This is a genomic window from Streptomyces sp. NPDC001717 (assembly GCF_042892775.1).
GTDB lineage: Bacteria > Actinomycetota > Actinomycetes > Streptomycetales > Streptomycetaceae > Streptomyces.
Genome location: NZ_JBIAUK010000002.1, coordinates 526993 through 545111, shown reverse-complemented (window position 1 = coordinate 545111; position 18119 = coordinate 526993). Strand labels below are relative to the sequence as shown.

Here is an 18119-nt window from a genome sequence, read left to right as displayed (position 1 = left end):
CATAAGATCTCTCGATGATTGACATTCTTTGTCGTTGACTTAACCTTCCGTCCTGCCTGAGGAACCACCTTGAACAAGACATCGCGCCGAGCCTTCTGGGCCGTGCCGCTCGTACTCCTGCTCGTCTGGCTCGGGATCGGCGGAACCCTCGGCCCCTACGCGGGCAGGCTGGGCGAGGTCGCCACCAACGACCAGGCGGCCTTCCTGCCGCGCAGCGCCGAGTCGACGAAGGTCGTCGACGCGCAGAAGGCCTTCGAGTCCTCGGCATCCGTCCCGGCCGTCCTCGTGTGGACCGCGGACGGCGGCCGGGTGACCGGCGCGCAGCAGGAAGCCGCCACCCGGGCGGTCGGGGCCCTCGCCGGCCGGGCCGGAATCGCCGCCGCGCCCTCGCCCGCCTTCGTCTCGGTCGACGGCCTGGCGCTGCAGGCCGTGGTGCCGCTGGCCCCCGATCTCGGCAAGGGGCTCCCGGCGGTCCTGGACGAGGTACGGAGCGCGGCGCGGCAGGTGCCCGGCACCACCGTGCAGATCGCCGGTCCCGCCGCCGCCCAGGCGGACCTCCTCGACGCGTTCTCCGGCATCGACGGTCTGCTGCTGGGGGTCGCGCTCGGCGCGGTGCTGCTGATCCTGCTGCTGGTGTACCGCAGCGTGCTGCTTCCCCTGGTGATCATCTTCAGCGCGGTGCTCGCCCTCGGTCTCGCCTGCGCCGTGGTCTACGCGCTCGCCGACAGGGGCGCGGTCCGCGTCGACGGCCAGGTGCAGGGGATCCTGTCGATCCTGGTCATCGGCGCCGCGACGGACTACGCCCTGCTCATCGCGGCACGCTTCCGCGAGGAACTCGCCGTACGGGGCGACCGCGCGGCGGCGGCACTGGCCGCCGTACGCCGCTCGGCGGGTGCCGTCACCGCCAGCGCGGCGACCGTGGCCCTCGGCCTGCTGGCGCTGCTCGCGAGCGACCTGACCAACAACCGGGCCCTGGGGCCCGTCGGAGCCATCGGCATCGTCTGCGCGGCGCTCAGCGCCCTCACGTTCCTGCCCGCCGTACTCGCCCTGCTCGGACGGGTGGCCTACTGGCCCGCCACCCCCAAGCCCGCCGACGCCACCGTCGAGGGCCACACGGTGTGGCGCCGCGTCGCCGGGCTCATCGACCGGTCGCCGCGGCGCGTATGGGCCTCCTCGGCCCTGCTGCTCCTGGTCCTGGCCGCCTTCGCGCCCGGCCTGTCCTCGAAGGGCGTGCCGCTCGACGAGATCTTCGTCAACGAAGCCCCCTCGGTCGGCGCGCAGCAGACCCTCGCACGGCACTTCCCCGGCGGTTCCGGCAACCCGGCCGTCATCATCGCGGACGCCGGGCGGGCCGCGGAGGTACGGTCCGCCGCCGAGAGCACGGACGGCGTCGCCGCGGTCGTCCCCGTCACCGCGGGAGGCCGGCCCGGAACGGGGACGCCACTGGTGGTGGACGGCCGGGTGCGACTGGACGCCACGCTCGACGCGGCCGCCGACAGCGACGCGGCGAAGCAGACGCTCCGGCTGCTGCGGGAGCGGGTACACGCGGTTCCCGGCGCCGAGGCGCTGGTCGGCGGGTACACGGCCCAGCGGTTCGACACCCAGGAGACCGCGGCCCGTGACCGTACCGTGATCGTCCCGGTCGTCCTCGGCATCATCCTGCTGATCCTCGTCGCACTGCTGCGTTCCGTGGTCGTACCGGTCCTCCTGGTGGCGACCGTCGCCCTGAACTTCCTGGCGACGCTGGGCGTGTCCGCGCTGGTCTTCGAACACCTGCTGGGCTTCAGCGGCACGGACGCCTCCGTCCCCCTGTACGGGTTCGTGTTCCTGGTCGCCCTCGGCGTCGACTACAACATCTTCCTCATGTCACGCGTACGGGAGGAGAGCCTGGCACTCGGCACCCGCAGGGGCGTGCTGCGCGGCCTGATCACCACGGGCGGAGTGATCACCTCCGCGGGCGTGGTGCTCGCGGCCACCTTCGCCGCGCTGATGGTGATTCCGTTGGCCTTCCTCGTCCAGATCGCCTTCATCGTCGCCTTCGGCGTCCTGCTGGACACCCTCGTCGTACGGTCCCTGCTGGTGCCCGCACTGGTCATCGACATCGGCCCGCGCGCCTGGTGGCCCAGCGCCCTGGCCCGGACCCCGGTGGATCCTGGCCGGCGGTCTCAGGACCTCTCCGCGGTCTGACGCCCGTCCCGCGGACCGTCCCGGCGCGGCGGCAGCGGCAGGAAGCCGCTGGTGCGCGCCGCGTATGCGGCGTAGCCGGGACGGTCCGCCATGTGCTTCTCCAGGAGGCGCTTGCCGCTGCCGACGGTGAGGAGCAGCGTCATGAGGACGGGGGACACCAGGACGGCGAGGGCCGGCTGCCAGGCGGTGCAGGCGAGCAGGTAGAGGCCCCACCAGACGAGGCTGTCCCCGAAGTAGTTGGGGTGCCGGGTCCAGGACCACAGGCCCCGGTCCATGATCCGTCCCCGGTTGGCCGGATCCTCCTTGAACCGGGCGAGCTGGTGGTCGCCGACGGCCTCGAAGCCGAGCCCGAGCGCCCACACCGCGATGCCGCAGAAGGCGAGGACGCCGAGGGGTTCGGAGCTGTAGGAGGCGGCCTGGACGGGCAGGGAGATCAGCCAGACGAGGGCGGCCTGGCCGAGGTGGACCACGCGCAGCGCGTACCAGGTCCGGCTGCCGGGGGCCTTGTCGAGGAGGGCGGTGTAGCGCGGGTCCTCGCCGTGGCCCCGGGAACGCCACGCGATGTGCGCCGAGAGCCGCAGCCCCCAGACGACGGTCGCCGCCGCGACGAGCAGGCGCCGGCCGTCGTCGCCGTGTCCGGCGGAGAGCAGCCAGGTGACGGCGGCGACGGCGCTGAAGGCGATGCCCCAGGCGATGTCGACGATGCGGTGCAGCCCGCGGCGTACGGCGATGGCGAAGGTGGCGAGCAGCACCATCCCCGCCGTGGCCGCCGTGACGGCGAGGTTCGTTGCGAGGGAGGCCCAGTCGGTGCCGTTCACGACGGACCGAGCCGGGACGGCGCAGGGGATGCGGCGGGTCTCACGGGCGGGTCCTTTCGGTGAGGAGCAGCTGGCGCACGTCGAGGTAGCGGGAGCGGAATCCGGCCTCCGAATAGGCCAGGTAGAACTCCCACATGCGCTGGAACACGGAGTCGAACCCGAGGGCGGTGACGGTGTGCCGGTTGGCGGTGAACCGCTCCCGCCACAGCCGGAGGGTTTCCGCGTAGTGCTCGCCGTAGCCGCGGTCGACGACGGTGCCCAGCCCGGCGGCGGCGGAGTGCTCGGCAATGGCCCTGCGGGAGGGGATCAGCCCGCCGGGGAAGACGTACTTGCTGATCCAGGTGTGCGTGGCGGCCGTGTGGAGCATCGGGCCGTGGCCCATGGTGATGGACTGCAGGGCGATCCTCCCGCCGGGGGCGAGCGCGCGGCGCAGCGCCTCGAAGTAGGAGCCCCAGAACTGGATCCCGACCGCCTCGATCATCTCGACGCTGATCACGGCGTCGTGCCGGCCTTCGGCGTCGCGGTAGTCCCGCAGCTGCACCTCCACCCGGTCGGCGAGTCCGGCGGCGGCGATGCGTTCGCGGGCGAGGGCGGCCTGTTCGGCGGAGAGGGTCAGGGTGGTGACCCGGGCACCGCGGGCGGCGGCCCGCAGGGCCAGCTCGCCCCAGCCGGTGCCGATCTCCAGCAGCCGGGTGCCCTCACCGACCCGGGCGAGGTCCAGGAGCCGGTCGATCTTGCGGTGCTGAGCGGACGCCAGGGACTCGAACCGGGCGGGGAAGTCGTCGAAGACCGCGGAGGAGTAGGTGAGGGTGGGGTCGAGGAACGCGGAGAACAGATCGTTCGACAGGTCGTAGTGGCGCCGGATGTTGTCACGGGCTCCGGCGAGGGTGTTGCGGTCGGCGACGGGGCGGGCGGAGACCCACAGCCCGCGGAGCCGGCGCAGCGGGGCGGGCACCAGGTCGTCGACGTGCTCGGCCAGAACCGTCAGTACGCCCGCCAGGTCGTCGCTGTCCCATTCGCCGGCCATGTAGGACTCGCCGAAGCCGATCAGGCCGTGGCGGCCGATGCGGCGGTGGAAGGCCTCGGGGTCGTGGAGGGTCATCAGCGGGCCGGTGGCGCCGGCCGGGCGGGCGGCGGCGCCGGTGGGTGCCGTCAGCGCCAGCCGCTCCAGGGCGCGGCGCACCAGGTGACCGGCCACGGCGGTGCGGGCGGGTGCGGGTGACGGCAGCCGGGCCGCGTCCGCCCAGCGTCCGGCGTCGACTTCGCAGCGACGGACGGCGGGCGCGACCGTACCGGCGCCGTGGGCCGACCCCGCGGGCCGATCGGTCGCTGCCTGCGTGGGGATCCCGACGGCCCGGCCGTGGGAGGTGGTGGCGGGCTGGGTCACGACAGCATGCCCTTCTGCGGAGTGGACCGGGGACGGGGTTGTACGGGCAGGCGGCGCATCAGCAGGTGGAGGCCGTGGCGGCGGATGCCGACCCAGACGGCGGCGGTGGACCACGGCCTGCGGACGGCGGCGGACAGCAGCGCGGGTACGGTGGCGGGCCTGCGGCGGCCCCGTACGACGGCGGTGAACGCCCGGCCGTCCTCGTTCTCCAGGTGGACGGTCAACCGGAGCCGTTCGTCGGGCAGCGGGAGCCGCATCCGGTAGTGGCCCTCGACCGCGAAGAAGGGCGAGACGTAGAACTCCTTGTCCACCTCCACCTCCGCGCCCGCCTCCACGTCCGCCTCCGTCCCGCCCGAGTCGTCCGTCCGCAGCAGGTAACAGTGCCGCTCCCCGTAGGTGTTGTGGACCTCGGCCACGACGCAGACGAGCGCGCCGGAGCGGTCGTGGCACCAGTACACGCTGAGCGGGTTGAAGACGAACCCGAAGACCCGGGCGTGCGCCAGCATCGTCACGCGCCCGCCGTCCAGGTCGATGCCGCGGGCGGCGAGGAAGGCGTCGAGCCCGGCACGGATGGAACCCGCGCCGCCGGTGAAGTGGTCGCGGGAGTCGAACCGGGCGAGCGGACGCACCGGCCGAGGCAACACCGGCAGCCGGTCGAGGTCCACGCACCACAGGTAGGTGCGGTGCCGGAAGGAGTGGCGCAGCGGTGTGGTGCGGGCATGCGCGATCACGCATTCGTACAGCGCGGCGGAGCCTCCGGTGCCGGTCACCAGCGCACCCCCAGGGATCGGGCGGCCTCGGCGCCGGAGCGGCAGCCGTCCTCGTGGAAACCCCAGCCGTGCCAGGCTCCGGCGTACGCGGTCACGCCCGTGTTGAGGCGGGGCAGCTCCCGCTGCGCCGCGACCGAGGCGGTCGTGAACACCGGGTGCTCGTAGACCATCCGCTCCACCACCCGGTCCGCGGCGATGCCGTCCTCCCCGCCCAGGGTCACGACGAAGCCCGCCCCGGCGGGCAACCGCTGCAGGCGGCGCATGTCGTAGCTGACGCGCACGGGCTCCGTCGAGGGGTCGCAGCCGGTCATGCGGTAGTTCCAGGAGGCGCGGGCGTGCGGCGAGCGGGGCAGGATCCGGGTGTCGGTGTGCAGCACGGTGGGGTTGCGCGAGTACGTGAAGGCGCCCAGGAGCCGCCTCTCGTCGGCGGTGGGGTCGGCGAGCAGACGCAGCGCCTGGTCGGGGTGCGTGGCCATCACCAGGGCGTCGTACGGTTCGGTGCCGTCCTCCCGGGTGGTGACCAGTACGCCCCGGTCGGTGCGCCGGACCGCCTCGACCGGGCTGGAGGTGCGGACGCGCTGCACGTGCTTGGCCGCGGCCGCCACGTACGAGGCGGAGCCGCCGGTGACGGTCTTCCACTGCGGGGAGCCGGTGACGGACAGCAGTCCGTGGTGGTCGAGGAAGGCGAAGAGGTGGGCGGCCGGATACGAGAGGGCGGTGCCGGCCGGGCAGGACCAGACCGCCGAGACCAGCGGGAGCGCGAAGTGGCCGACGAAGTACGGGGAGAACCCGCCGCGGCGCAGGAAGTCCCCGAAGGTGAGGCCCGGGTGCGCTCCGCGCGCGAGTAGGCGCCGGGCACGGCGGTGGAAGACGGGGACCTCGGCCAGCATCCGCAGGTGGCGGCCCCGCAGCGCGGCCCGAGAGGCGAACAGCCCCGCCGGGCCCCGGGCGCCCGCGTATTCCAGGCCGCAGCCGTCGCACCGCACCGACATGCTCATCTCGGCGTCCTGCGTGCCCACGCCCAGCTCCCGGAAGAGCCGCAGCAGCGTGGGGTAGGTGCGCTCGTTGTGCACGATGAACCCCGAGTCCACGGCGACCGGGAGCCCACCGGGGCGGGCCGCCTCATGGGTGTGGGCGTGCCCGCCGAGCCGGTCGTCCGCCTCGTACAGGGTGACCTCGTACGAGGACGACAGGACGTAGGCGGCGGTCAGGCCCGCCACCCCCGCGCCGACCACGGCCACGCTCCGGTGTTCCACCACGGCACTCCCGCCACTCGGCTCGCCGCCGGCAGGCGGCCCTTCACCCGTGATTCGCAGCCGGTGGAGGAGCGGATTGGAGGCAATCCGCGAGCGGTGCGCGAGTGGTCCGCAGGTGATCCCCGGGCGCGGTCGACGGTCAGGCGGGGAGGGTCATCAGGAGGAGGGGGGTGGTGGTCGGCCGGGGTGATCCTCCGGAGGGTTCGAGGGTGAGCCCGACCGCACCCGCGTCGGCGGGGTTGCCGGTGAGGAGGACCGTGCCGTCGTGGTCGATGAAGCCGGCCGGGCGCATGGTGCCGTCGTGGTCGAGCCACAGCTGGTACGTCTTGCCCGTCGCGGGGGCGGGCAGGTTGGCCGCGGTGAAGACCGCCCTGTTCTGGCGGTCGGAGGAGACGACGGTGGTCAGGGCTCCGTTGGCGGCCCGTCCGTGGACGGTACGGGCGTCCGGTGCGGCCAGGACGGCGCTCACGGCGTCCAGTTGCTCCTGCGCCTGCCGGGCCTGCCGGCGGAGCTCCTGTCCGTTCTGCGCCTGCCACACCGCGATGCCGCCGAGCACGCCGGCGGTCACGGCGGCGGCCAGAGCCAGGGGAAGGGCCTTGCGGCGCAGCACGCCTCCGGAGACGGGTGCGGGGGTGGTGGCGGGGACGTGCGGGGGCAGTTGGCGCACCTCGTCGATGGCGGCCATGACCTGTGCCTTGGCCGCGGCGGGCGGAGGCTGGGAGACGGCTGCCGCAAGACGGGCCGCGGTCGCCTCGAACTCCGCGGCCTCCTGCCGACAGGTCTCGCACACCTGGAGGTGGGCGTCGAGCTCCAGGCGCTCGCCGGGCTCGAGTGCGCCGAGGGCATGGGCGGCGACGAGGGTGTGGGCGTCGGAAGCGTGGTGTTTCATGTGGTCACCCCCATGCAGTCGCGGAGCCGGATCAGCCCGTCGCGCATGCGTGTCTTGATGGTCGGAAGCGGTGTGCGCAGGCTCTGGGCGACTTCACGGTAGGTCAGCCCCCGGTAATAGGCCAGGGTGACCGCTTGGCGCTGGAGTTCGGTCAGACCGCGCAGGCAGCGGCGCACCTGCTCGGACTCCAGGCGGGTCTCGACCTGCTCGGAGACCTCGTCGAAGGCGGTCGCGTGCTCGCGTGCGGCCTGGGCGTGCTCCCGGTCCGCGGACGCCTGGGCGGAGCGGACCCGGTCCACGGCCCGCCGGTGGGCGATGGTCGCGGCCCAGGTGGTGACGGCACCGGCGTCGGGGCGGTAGCGGGCGGCCTGCCGCCACAGGTCGATCATGACCTCCTGGGCGACCTCCTCGGACTGGGACCGGTCGCGCACGACCTTGACGATGATCCCGAAGACCATGGGGGAGAGGGCGTCGTAGAGGGCGGAGAAGGCCTGTTTGTCGCCGTGGGCGACCTTCTGCATGACCTCGGCGAGGTCGCTGCGGCCCGGGCCGTCCGAGCGCCCGGTACCGAAGGGGATCGGTCGGCTCACCGGCGCCGCTCCGGCTGCGGCCGGAAGGCGAGGTGGTGGCCGGAATCGGCCGTCGGGGGGCGGGGCTTCCATCGCATGCCGGTCCTTCGTCCTGGTCGCTCGGGCCGGCCCGACCACCGCTCATGGGCAGTCCGACCGGCGGAGTCCGCTGGTGGGTCGAGAGTTCTTCGTAGCGGACGGGCCGGTGGATGGGAGGCCGCTTCGCGCTTCAGGATGCCTCACGGCCGGAGCGCTTCTCGATCCCGGTGGTCACCCGTGCCCTCCGGAAGAGCACCGGGAGCCACAGCAGACAGGCCAGCAGGGGCACCGCGGCGTAGGTGGCCATGCCCACACCGGACCCCAGCCGGTCCATGAGCGCGCCGAGGACGAGATAGCCGACGCCGATGAGCGCCGACTCCACGAACGCGATCATCGACAGCAGGCTCGCCCGATGGCGCGACGGCACCGCCTCGTTGAACACGTTGTCCACGATCACGGCGGCGATCTCGGGAATCCCGACCAGGACCAGGAACGCGGCGATGGTGACCCAGACCAGGCCGAAGCCGCTCAGGCCGAGCGCCACGGCGAGCGTCAGGAGGGACACCGGGACGACGACCCGGTACCCGATGCGCCGGTCCGCGCGGTCCGACAGCAAGGGAGTGAGCCCGCCGACGAAGAATCCCGCCGATATGACCGCGCTGACCAATGCGGTGCCCGCTCCCTGATCGGAGAGGGTCTTCTGCGTGAAGATGATGTACGGCGTCAAGGTCGCGTGCATCAGCCCGGACACCACGACGAGCGTCACGAGCGCCGGCGTGGCGACCCGGAGCATCGCCCGCCACGCCGTGGCGTCGCCGTGCTGCTCTTCGGCCCCGTGCTGCTCTTCGGCCCCGTCCTGCTCGTCGGCCCCGTCCTGTTCGTCCACCGCGTCCACGCCGCGGATCTCGGGCACCCGGGACATCAGCACCACCACGGCCAGGACGAGGCACGCGGCCGAGCCGGCGTAGACGATTCCCCAGGAAATCCGCTGCAGTTGGCCGCCGAGGACGATGGCGGCTCCCGAGGTGATCGTCCCGATCATGGTGAACCGGGATTTGATCTTCACGTAGCCGGCCGTCGCACCACGACGTACGAGCAGGTCGTACAGCAGGGCGGTGTCCGAACCGGACACACATGCCATGCCCACGCCCTGCCCGATGAACAGCGTCAGGAACAACCAGTAGTCGGAGAACGCCATCTGACCGAGCAGACAGCCGGCCGTCAGTACCTGGCCGATCGCGATGCTCGCACGCCTGCCGATTCGGTCGGCGATGACCCCCGTCGGCAGCTCCGCAACTCCGCTGACCAGGTAGAGCAGTGTCTGGAGCAGGGCCACTTGCCCGGCGGAGAAGCCGCGCTGCTGGAGGAAGAGGACGAATACGCCGCGCTGGAAGAGCGAGTTGGCGAGCACGGCGTACACGTAGAACGGGCGCGCGACGCTTCGTGCCGCATCGTCGACTGACGTCGACCTGCCGAGGGCCTGCGTGGTGCCGGTCATGCTCCGCGCTCCCCCTGGCGACTCTGGTGATCATCGGTGCTCGGCCTCGGCCGCCGACCGGAACTCGGTGGAGGTGTCAAGTGCCCGCACCGGTTGCGTACATCCTGGAGCCGGGGTGGGCGCGAAGCACGGGAAATTCCGGATCTCGTCCCACCCCGGGGCCGGCGCCGCGTACGCCGGCACCGCACCGCGCGGCTTGCGTCAGCCCAGCGAGTACTCCAAGGAGTAGGAGTGGCTGCCGTCTTCGGACCGGATGATCTCGAAGGAACCCGTGATCCCCGCGAGGTCACCGGAGCCGGTTCCCCGGACCACGCGGATCGCGAGCTGCTCGCCGTGGCTGCCCGGCGCGCTGTGCTGGAGGACGAATGAGCCCTTGAGACCGTCGAGTTCGCCCGTGAATCGCTCGACCGCGACGTAGGCCGCCGGAGAGCCCTCGATCTCGGTCACCGTCAGCATGTTCACGGTGCTGGTGCCGGTCAGGCCCCCCTCGAAGGTCTTGGTGATCCGCGCGCGGCCCAGGGCGGCACCAGGGCCTTCTTCCAGGGTTTCCGGTTCGAAGGAGGTGAGATCGAACGTTCCGCCGGCCTTCATGCTCATTGCGCACTCCTCGAATCCTGATCGTCCGTATCGTGCAGCAGCCTCGCAGACACCACTGACAATGCCTGCGCGAAGGCCGCCGAAGCCCCGGTCCGGTACGTGCAGCCCGCGCGCCGTCATCGCAGCCGCGCCGGCCGTCGGGCCGGCCGTCGGGCTGCTGACCGGCTGCTCGACACCGCTCGGATCGAGCAGATCCAGGTCCGGGCCACGAACGGCGGGAACAAGGACCAGTGGCAGGTCGTCATGGGCGAGCCGGACCCCGAGGATGCCGTCGCCGTGCATCCTTGGGTACCGGAGAAGCCCGGCGAGCTCGGTTCGAAGAGCGTGCGATGAGGCCGGTTCGAATGTGCCGGGCAGCACACGGACGGCCTGCTGCTCCGACGAGGCAGGCAGGCCCCGGTCAGATCGTGACCGGGCCCTTGGGGGTGGCGAACTCGACCGAGACCAGGCCCGGTTCCTCGTCCTCGACCCAGGTGACGTCGATCTGGTCGAGGGGGTGATCGGCCGGCTCGCCGAGGAATTCGGCGATGGAGGCGGCGTCGCCGGCGATGGAGACCCCGTGGATGCTGCTGGAGGTGCGCGGGTCGGCGCTCGGGCGCTCCTCCATGGGGACCATCCACTGCAGGAAGTAAGGCAGTTGCGGGTCTTCCATCAGTTCCAGTAGGCCGATCTGCTTCCACCTCAGGTCGAACCCGTCGGGGCGGACACGGTGGCCCTCGGACGAGGTTCGGCCGAGGCGGGCCTCGACCGGGGCGATGTCGTCGACGGAGACCACCCACCCGAGCCAGCCGCCGCCCTCGGCAGCGCGGCGCGCGACCGCCTGCCCGAAGGGCGCGCGGTCGGCGGCGGGGTGGTCGAGCGTGGTGACGACCTCGACGTAGGTGCCGCCGCTCAGCGGGAGGATGAAGTTGCGGGTGCCGAATCGTGGGTGCACGCCTCCGTCCACGAACCCGGCGCCGAGGGCCGACCCGATCCACTGGACGGTCGAGACGAAGCTGTCGCGGGCCACCGCATAGGACACGTGATCAAGTCGCACGGCGTCATCATCACCCGGCAGGCCGCACGAATCCCGACGACACGCCCGCTGCCCCGGCCTGATCCGCCGTGGATTCGACCATGGAGCGGATCGATCGACGTCATCCCGGTGGGGGAGGCCGGGTTCAGGGGTGGATCAGGCTCAAAGCCTCGCACTCTCCAAGCGGCTCAGCGCCTGCATGGCCTCGCGCTCGATGCGCGAGAGACCGTCGAGGATCGAGCCGGCCTGGTCGAGGTACGCGGCGTCACCCGTTTCGCCGGCCTTCCCGACCAGCGCGGCGACTTCCGTCCACAGTGCGGCCGCCTCGGTGTACAGGGCGTGGCCGGTGCGCAGGTGGCTGCTGTCGAGCAGATCGGCGCATTCGGCGAGGAAGTCGCGGTAGAGGTTGCGGAACAGGGCTCCGCCGGTGCCGGCGTGCTCCATCAAGAGGGCGGCCCGCGGCAGGTCCCGCCGTGGGTCGTCGGTGCGCCGGAGCCAGGTGCGCACCAGCTTGCCCGCCTTCTCGATGCCGCGGTGACCGAGGTTGGCGATGGGTGGGTCGAGGAAGGCGTCGGCGCAGGCGGTGATGGCGGGGACGATCCGTCCGTGCGGCGCGGGCAGGTTCTTCGGAACGGCGAGGGCGAAGGAACGGTGCCTGGCGGTCATCGGTCCGCGCGCGGCCCTGGCCCGGGCGAGGCCGGTCAGACTGGTGGAGACCGCTCCGCCCTGCCGGTCGGTGTCCACCAGGTAGGCGTGGTGGTCGTCGTAGCCGTACAGGGCGACGACGTGGCCGCCGAAGTGGACCTTCGAGCCGAAGTAGTCCAGGTGGTAGCTGTCGAGCTGGAGTCCTACGGGGCGACCGGCGTCGATGGAGGCCGTCACGCTGTCCCATGCCTTGCGGGGGGATGTGGTCTCCTGGACCAGGAGCTCCAGCCCGAGCCTGCCGGCGAGGTTCCTCGTGAGGTCGAACGGTTTGACCCGTCCACCGAGGAAGGGGAAGCCCATGTTCCTGCCGTCCCAGTAGATGAAGGACAAACCGGCGCCGAGGCCGAACAGCATGGGCTCGGACAGGTCGACTCCCTGGTGCCGCAGCAGTACTCCCAGGGCTGACGTCTCGCAGTGCTGCGTGCCGCGGGCATCGATGCCCGTCACCGTGCTCATGCCGTGTCCTCCTGAACGGGGATGATCAGCCGGGTCGTCAGTTCTTCTTCGGGCGCTTCCTCCGGGCCGACGAGGTACGCCTCGCGCACGGGTGCGCCGGCCGGGCGCAGTCCGCGCTCGTGGATGGCGGAGAAGAGCGCGTTGTAGGCCAACGGCAGTTGCGCATAGGGCCCGATGTGCGTGGTCTCGGCGACGAGCCCACCTGCCAGCACCTCGCACTCCAGGCCGGGCACGCCTTCCCCCTGCGGGGTCCGCGCTCCGACGGCGATCTCCATCGGCTCCTCCAGGTCCAGCGGGTACAGCCCCCACAACGGCGGCACCCAGGCGATGTCCGTACCGCCGAGCACGGGCAGCAGCCGGCTCACGCACTCCGCGACCGTGGTCCCGATCTCCGCTGGGGTGCAGACCGCCCGCACCACCACCAGCCGTTGCTCCGGCTCCTTGCCCAGCGTCACCTCGTAGCCGGGAAGACCGCCTTCTGCCAGCCGCTCCAGCATCCCCAGCCGGACCTGGTCCCTGCTGATCCGCTCGGCCAGCCGATCCCGCTCGGCGCGCAGGAGCTCCGCCCTGCGCTCGGGTCCGGCGGCCAGTGCCTGGGCGATGACGGCCAGGGGAAGATCCATTTCGCGGAGGAGGGCGATGGTCAGGGCATCACGTGCCTGTTCGGGTGCGTAGTAGCGGTAGCCGGAGCCGACGCCCACGTGGACGGGAGTCAGAAGCCCCATGTCGTCGTAGTGCCGCAGCTGCTTCACGCTGAGGCGGCACAGGCGGGCGAAGCGCCCGATGGTGAGAAGTTCGTCGTGCACGCCCTCATGGTGGACTCTCCCACGGGGGGAGAGTCCAGAGCTTCGGCCCTCGCGGTCGTAGAGGCCGGTGCCGAAGCCCGGGGTCTTCAGGAACTGGTCGATGGCGGTGTCGACCGGCGCCTTGACGGTGAACTCGTTGGACTTCGCGCCGCGCTGGATGGACTCCCACGCACCGAGGACGTTGATCAGACCCGAGCCCTGGGCGTGCGCCGGGACGTCGTCGATCTTCTTCGCGGTGCTGGTGAGCGCGGTGCGCAGGCTCGCCGGGGACAGCGCGATCTTCTGCTGCTTGGCGGCCGAGATCAGCAGGGCGCTGGCGCCCGCGGCCTGCGGCGAGGACATCGAGGTGCCCTGGAGCATGCCGTAACCGGCCGGGAGGTTGTAGCCGGCCTCCTTCACGGGCGCACCGGGCAGCCAGGTCTGCACGGCAGATGCCGGCCGCGCAGCGCGTCACGAGGGTGCGCCATCCTGATGGGGGCCGGTCAGCCGCCGACGCCCACACCTTGGAGGGAAAATGAACCGCCGCGTCCTCAGTGCCACGTTGCAGGTCCCGCTTCCGCCCGAAGACGCCTTCCGGCTCTTCACCGCCAGGGGCGAGCGGGACTGGGTGCCGGGCTGGGACCCCGTTTTCCCGGTCGAGACGCCTGACGACACCGCACCGGGAACCGTCTGGCTCACTTCGTCGGACGAAGAGCAGACGACCTGGCTGGTGATCTCCCGCGACTTCCCGCGGTCCATTTCCTACGCCCGGATCACCCCGACGGTCCGTGCCGGCACGGTCACCGTCGCCCTGGCCGGGACCGAAGCCGGCAGCGAAGTGACGGTCACCTACGACATGACGCCCTTCACCCGGGCCGCGCAGAAGGCCCTCGACGAGTTCGCCGCCGACTACCCGTCCTTCATCCGCTCCTGGGCAGAACTCATCACCGCACACCTGGCTTGATGGCGCGGTTCGAAAGGCCGCGACCTCCCCGCAAGGCGGCGCCGCCTTGCATCAGGTTGTGGTTGTGGATGGGGTGTCGCGGAGCTGTTCGAGGCGCGCCACGTTCTGCCGGTCCACTGGGTCGGTGCTCGCCTCGGCGGCGAACCAGGCGTCGAGGATCTCCTCCAGCACCGGCTCCGATGTCAGGCGCAGGCTGAGCGCGAGCACATTGGCGTCGTTCCAGCGGCGCGCACCGTCCGCCGTGTGGGCGTCCGTGCACAGGGCCGCGCGCACGCCGGGCACCTTGTTCGCGGCGATCGACGCGCCCGTGCCCGTCCAGCAGCACACGACGGCCTGGTCGGCGTTTCCGGCGGCGACCTCGCGGGCCGCTGCCTGCGAGCAGGCGGCCCACTGCGGATCGTCGCCGGGGCTCAGCGCCCCGTACGCCACCACATGGTGTCCGCGGTCGCGCAGTTGCCGGAGGAGGGCACGCGCCACCGGTTCGTCCATGTCCGAGGAAACGCAGATCCGCATGCCCCGAGACTACTGAGGATTTCGGGTCGCCGTCGGGGCCGTGCGGGAATCCGGACGGCCGGGAGGTGGGGCCGGCTGGAGCCGTCCGGCGGGCGGCGGTGGCGGGGCTGATGCACGCACACCGCGTGGCCCGGCGCAGGGGCCACCCCTCCTCCGTGACACGGGGGGCCGACCGCGCACGTTCGGTCTCGGTGACCAGGGGATCACGGTGGGGCGCGAGGGCGTCCTCGCGTACGTCGAGGACCCGGCTCGCATGTCTCCAATGTCCCGGGACGACACACAGGCCCTGGTCTGTGACTCCGCACACCCTCCCTTGACCAGGGAAACAAGGGTTACCTAACTTCGACTGTATGGCCCCCCACGACCCCATCCCTTCCCCGGACGAGCCCGACGCCTCCGACGCGTCCGCGCTGGTCGACTTCGAGGTGGACCTCACCGCGCAGGAGGTGCTCCGGCGCGCCCAGGTCATGGAAGCCCTCGGCCCGGACTGGAACCCGGTCGAGGTGCTGCTCGGCGAGGAGGCCGCGTACGACCTGCTGTACTCCGGACTCGACGCGCAGCAGCAACGGCTCTACGACGACCTGGTCGCGGCCGGTGTACTGCCCGCGAGGGGAGACGGCCGTGCTGCCGCTTGATCCGCAGGCCGACCCCGGGCGCCGCGCCTGGGTGGCCTGCCCGAAGTGCGACGACGCCCAGGGCTGCGATCCCTGCGGGCAGCGGCGCACCTGCTCCACGCACTGGCGCTACCTGCTCACCAACACGGGAAGCCTGCTCCACCTCCAGTGCCCCGCGTGCACCCACGTCTGGGTCCACGAGAGCGGTTTCGGCGCCACCCGCTCCGTGTGGGACCGCGTCGTCGGCGCGCTGCCCCGCTTCTCGGCGTAACCGCGTCGCCCCTGGTCTCCGTACGCGACGGGACGGGGGCCGCCGTCCCAACGCCGCCGACATCGCCCTTCCCGGCCCCACCGCGCCGCACGGACCCGGCCCGGGCCACGCCTCGTACGCGTCCCCGCTCTGCGGAAGGTGCGCGTTCCACGCCTTCCACGAGGCGGCCTCGGCCGTCTCCCGCGGCATCTCCGGCATCGGTACGCGCCCGGCCGACCGACCGTACGTGCCGGCGAGCGCACGGCGACCGCCTGCTGCCCGGGCGCCACTGCTGATCCACGCCGCCTCCGTACGCGACGCCCCCGACGAATCGGCGGTGCCCACGGTGCGCCCTGGCCCGAAGCGGGCCGGTGGGGGTCTCCTTCCATCTCCGTTCTGCGATCGTTGGACGACAGGTCGACCTGTTCCTCACCCAGTCGGGTCTGCGACCCGCTGACCACTGAAGAGGAGGCGTGAGTGGGTGACTGGATTCCCCGCGAGGAGTGGGTGCAGACGCAACCCCAGGCGCTCGTGGCGTCCTGCGTCATGCTGCTGGACGACCAGGACCGGATGCTTCTGCTCCGGTACGGTCCCGGCCAGGGAGAGGCCAGCGGGAAGTGGTGGCTGCCGGGCGGCATGGTCGATGACGGCGAGAACCCGTGGCCGGCGGCCCGCCGGGAGATGAGTGAGGAGACCGGCATCCGGCTGGGCGCCGAGCCTTGTCTCATCGGCATCGACCACAGGGTCGACGTCCTCGGCACCGGCCCTGTCGTGGACTACTTCTTCGCCGTACGGCATCCCGCCGGCCCGCAGATCCGGCTCAGCGCCGAACACGACCGGCACGCCTTCCACGACCCCGACGACCTTCCGGATCGCCTCGCCGCACACCGTCGGACGCTCACCGTGCTTCATGCCGCTGCTCTGACCGGCCGCGCCGTGTACCTGCAGGAGGGGATGCCCGTATGAGCCGTATCCGTACCGCCGCGACCGGCCTGCTCGCTCGACGAGGTCGGCGGACTGCGGATGATCCCCTGTACCTGCGCGACCGACTCGCCGCCGTCGCTGCCCAGGCCGCGGCCGGTACATGGCAGACGAGGTACCTGGGGGACATGGCCTGACCGGGCACGACACCATGCCCCGTCTCAGACGGCCGGCAGGCGGGATGGCCGGCCGTCACCGCTGCTCAGTGCTGCTCATCGTGTCCGGCGTGAAGCACGGTCGCCGCGATCTCCCGTACGCGGTCCAAGGTGATCCCCGTGCGCTGTTCGACGGCGAGGGGGTGGTCGGTGGGCTCGAGTTCGACGAAGGGGCGCTCACCGACCGGGCGCGTGTGGACGTTCGTCTTCAGGTTGAGGGTGGTGGTCGGGTAGACCGTCAGGTCGGTGGTGAGCCAGCCGAAGTAGGGATCCTCGGCCTCACGACCGGGCCGGTCCCACAGATCTGCGGCCCGGGAGAAGTTCTCGCGACTGAGCGAGACCCAAACACCCCAGGAGAACACCTCGTCGCTGTCGATGACCGGTATCTCGATCAGGCCTTTGACGAAGTAGTGCTCCCCTTGCACCACGCACTGGTCCGAGGACAGCAAACAGTCGTCGGCGTCGGCGAAGGCCGGATCCCACACGGCCGGGGCCTCGGCGGTGTAGTTCATCGGGAGCTCGAAGTGGTCGGCGCCGCAGCACTGGCAGGTGAAGCCGTTTTCACTGGTCATGGGGCCGGAGCCTAACGACACGCCCCGACACCACCACGAGCGGCTTGTGTCAGATGGCTCCGTGGGGAGCGATCGCGAGCATCGGGACGTCGTCGTGGAGCGTGTGGGTGTGGCGGGGGAGGTCGGTGTTGAGGAAGTTGATGACGTCGGCGGGTCCGGGGGCGGGGTGGTCCGCGAAGTGGTGGCGCAGTCGGCTCACGAAGGGGTAGAAGACACCATCGGGGCTGCGGGCCTCCACCAGTCCGTCCGTGACCAGCAGCAACGTCGCCCCGGGTGAACCGGTGGTGCCACTCCGCCGGCGGGCCCGAACCGCCGATTGCGCCGACGGCGGCATCTTGTCCACCCGACACCTGGCCATGAGCACCGGGGACCGGTTCGGCGCGGAGGGCCGGCAAATGTCGCGCGTGGCGGAACCGCCTCACCGCCCGGACGCTCTCGCCGCCGCGGAGCACGCCGCCGCGGCCGAGCGGCCGTGCCACCGAAACCGCCCACGGCTGGCGCCAACCCGCCCGGACAGCAGACCTAGGCGCCCGCGGCGAGGAGCACGGCGATCGTTTCGGAGTGGGGCCCGGTCCTCGCCCATTCAAGAGGGGAACGGCCCGTGCCGTGGTCCTCGCGGAGACGGGCGTCGGCGCCGTGGGCGAGCAGTGCACTCACCGTCTCGGCATGTCCCCAGCACGCGGCTGCGCACAGGGGCGTGCCCTCCGAGCCACGTCCGCTTTCGGTGTTGGGCGAGGCCCCGGCTGCCAGCAGGTACAGGACGTTGTCCGTGGCTCCGGTGACCGATGCCGCGTAGAGAGGCGTGGTGCCGTCGGCGTCGCGGGTCTCAGGGCAGGCCCCGGCCCGCAGCAGAGCGGCGATGTTCGTGCCGTCGCCGAACATCGCCGCTTCGACGAGGCGCTTGGACAGTTTCTTCTGCTGTCGTCTGTTCACGATCGCTCAGGCTAGCCACGACTCGCGGGCGATTCCGAACCCGCTCGGTGTTGGCGCCGACCCCGTGGAGCCCGCTCGCCGCGGCCGACGGTGGCGGAAGCGGCGGCCGCCGTTCGTAGTCGCCGTAGACGGGACGGATGCTGCCCGTGTTGGGACGATAGCCTCA

The 18119-nt window shown here is 71.8% G+C and carries 19 protein-coding genes and 2 pseudogenes; 5 read left to right on the top strand and 16 right to left on the bottom strand.

The genetic code is table 11. The annotated features are described in order from the left end of the window. Nucleotides 1-69: 69 nt before the first annotated feature. On the top strand, nt 70-2187 hold the full coding sequence (locus tag ACFYZL_RS07020) for an MMPL family transporter (protein WP_384747090.1): 2118 nt from the start codon (nt 70-72) through the stop codon (nt 2185-2187). On the opposite strand, the gene ACFYZL_RS07015 is transcribed toward ACFYZL_RS07020, so the two are convergent. The 12 genes and pseudogenes from ACFYZL_RS07015 to ACFYZL_RS06960 all read right to left on the bottom strand — a co-directional run. Continuing rightward, nucleotides 2166-3005 carry a DUF1295 domain-containing protein gene (locus ACFYZL_RS07015; protein WP_388676794.1) on the bottom strand — a complete coding sequence of 280 codons (840 nt, stop codon included), beginning with the start codon at nt 3003-3005 and terminating at the stop codon, nt 2166-2168. The two genes, ACFYZL_RS07020 and ACFYZL_RS07015, sit on opposite strands and share 22 nt — an antisense overlap. Nucleotides 3006-3045: 40 nt before the next feature. Then, nucleotides 3046-4392, bottom strand: a complete 1347-nt coding sequence (locus ACFYZL_RS07010; protein ID WP_388676790.1) for a class I SAM-dependent methyltransferase — start codon at nt 4390-4392, stop codon at nt 3046-3048. Next, entirely contained in the window at nt 4389-5162 is a 774-nt protein-coding gene (locus tag ACFYZL_RS07005; protein ID WP_388676787.1) for a DUF1365 domain-containing protein, read from the bottom strand. Before ACFYZL_RS07005 ends, ACFYZL_RS07010 begins: the two co-directional genes overlap by 4 nt. Continuing rightward, on the bottom strand, nt 5159-6418 hold the full coding sequence (locus ACFYZL_RS07000) for an NAD(P)/FAD-dependent oxidoreductase (RefSeq protein ID WP_388676784.1): 1260 nt from the start codon (nt 6416-6418) through the stop codon (nt 5159-5161). Before ACFYZL_RS07000 ends, ACFYZL_RS07005 begins: the two co-directional genes overlap by 4 nt. Nucleotides 6419-6557: 139 nt before the next feature. Further along, on the bottom strand, nt 6558-7307 hold the full coding sequence (locus ACFYZL_RS06995) for an anti-sigma factor domain-containing protein (protein WP_384755589.1): 750 nt from the start codon (nt 7305-7307) through the stop codon (nt 6558-6560). Continuing rightward, nucleotides 7304-7897, bottom strand: a complete 594-nt coding sequence (gene sigK, locus ACFYZL_RS06990) for an ECF RNA polymerase sigma factor SigK (protein WP_384755592.1) — start codon at nt 7895-7897, stop codon at nt 7304-7306. The genes ACFYZL_RS06995 and sigK overlap by 4 nt, the downstream gene beginning before the upstream one ends. A gap of 208 nt (nt 7898-8105) precedes the next feature. Next, nucleotides 8106-9413 (bottom strand): MFS transporter, encoded by a 1308-nt coding sequence (locus ACFYZL_RS06985; RefSeq protein WP_388676780.1) that lies wholly within the window; start codon nt 9411-9413, stop codon nt 8106-8108. Nucleotides 9414-9614: 201 nt separating this feature from the next. Next, the gene (locus ACFYZL_RS06980; RefSeq protein ID WP_388676777.1) at nt 9615-10292 is read right to left on the bottom strand and encodes a DUF3224 domain-containing protein; all 678 of its coding nucleotides are present in this window, start codon (nt 10290-10292) and stop codon (nt 9615-9617) included. 118 nt (nt 10293-10410) lie between these two features. Further along, nucleotides 10411-11046, bottom strand: coding sequence for a VOC family protein (locus tag ACFYZL_RS06975; RefSeq protein ID WP_384755600.1), 636 nt, complete (start codon nt 11044-11046; stop codon nt 10411-10413). Between the two features lie 141 nt (nt 11047-11187). Continuing rightward, nucleotides 11188-12186, bottom strand: coding sequence for a BtrH N-terminal domain-containing protein (locus tag ACFYZL_RS06970; RefSeq protein WP_388676773.1), 999 nt, complete (start codon nt 12184-12186; stop codon nt 11188-11190). After that, nucleotides 12183-12629: pseudogene (locus ACFYZL_RS06965) on the bottom strand (GyrI-like domain-containing protein); the annotation flags it as partial. The pseudogene ACFYZL_RS06965 and the gene ACFYZL_RS06970, both read right to left, overlap by 4 nt. A gap of 153 nt (nt 12630-12782) precedes the next feature. Then, a pseudogene (locus tag ACFYZL_RS06960) lies at nt 12783-13424 on the bottom strand (MerR family transcriptional regulator); the annotation flags it as partial. Nucleotides 13425-13506: 82 nt separating this feature from the next. Between ACFYZL_RS06960 and ACFYZL_RS06955 the strand changes: the two are divergent. Continuing rightward, the gene (locus tag ACFYZL_RS06955) at nt 13507-13935 is read left to right on the top strand and encodes an SRPBCC family protein (RefSeq protein ID WP_388676770.1); all 429 of its coding nucleotides are present in this window, start codon (nt 13507-13509) and stop codon (nt 13933-13935) included. A gap of 51 nt (nt 13936-13986) precedes the next feature. Here ACFYZL_RS06955 and ACFYZL_RS06950 read toward each other — a convergent pair whose 3' ends face one another. After that, a complete protein-coding gene (locus ACFYZL_RS06950; protein ID WP_384755609.1) occupies nt 13987-14448 on the bottom strand; it encodes an RpiB/LacA/LacB family sugar-phosphate isomerase in 462 nt (153 codons plus the stop codon). A gap of 350 nt (nt 14449-14798) precedes the next feature. On the opposite strand from ACFYZL_RS06950, the gene ACFYZL_RS06945 reads away from it, so the two are divergent. From ACFYZL_RS06945 to ACFYZL_RS06935, 3 genes are all read left to right on the top strand, one after another. Then, nucleotides 14799-15083, top strand: a complete 285-nt coding sequence (locus ACFYZL_RS06945; protein ID WP_384755612.1) for a DUF6400 family protein — start codon at nt 14799-14801, stop codon at nt 15081-15083. Beyond that, on the top strand, nt 15070-15333 hold the full coding sequence (locus ACFYZL_RS06940; protein WP_384755615.1) for a hypothetical protein: 264 nt from the start codon (nt 15070-15072) through the stop codon (nt 15331-15333). The genes ACFYZL_RS06945 and ACFYZL_RS06940 overlap by 14 nt, the downstream gene beginning before the upstream one ends. 456 nt (nt 15334-15789) lie before the next feature. After that, on the top strand, nt 15790-16278 hold the full coding sequence (locus ACFYZL_RS06935; RefSeq protein ID WP_388676764.1) for an NUDIX hydrolase: 489 nt from the start codon (nt 15790-15792) through the stop codon (nt 16276-16278). A gap of 217 nt (nt 16279-16495) precedes the next feature. Here ACFYZL_RS06935 and ACFYZL_RS06930 read toward each other — a convergent pair whose 3' ends face one another. The 3 genes from ACFYZL_RS06930 to ACFYZL_RS06920 form a co-directional block, all read right to left on the bottom strand. Continuing rightward, complete coding sequence (locus tag ACFYZL_RS06930) at nt 16496-16960, bottom strand: DUF2199 domain-containing protein (protein ID WP_388676949.1); 465 nt, start codon at nt 16958-16960, stop codon at nt 16496-16498. A 109-nt stretch (nt 16961-17069) separates the two neighbouring features. Further along, entirely contained in the window at nt 17070-17282 is a 213-nt protein-coding gene (locus ACFYZL_RS06925) for a SpoIIE family protein phosphatase (RefSeq protein ID WP_388676761.1), read from the bottom strand. Between the two features lie 260 nt (nt 17283-17542). Next, on the bottom strand, nt 17543-17953 hold the full coding sequence (locus ACFYZL_RS06920; protein WP_388676758.1) for an ankyrin repeat domain-containing protein: 411 nt from the start codon (nt 17951-17953) through the stop codon (nt 17543-17545). Between the last annotated feature and the right edge of the window lie 166 nt (nt 17954-18119).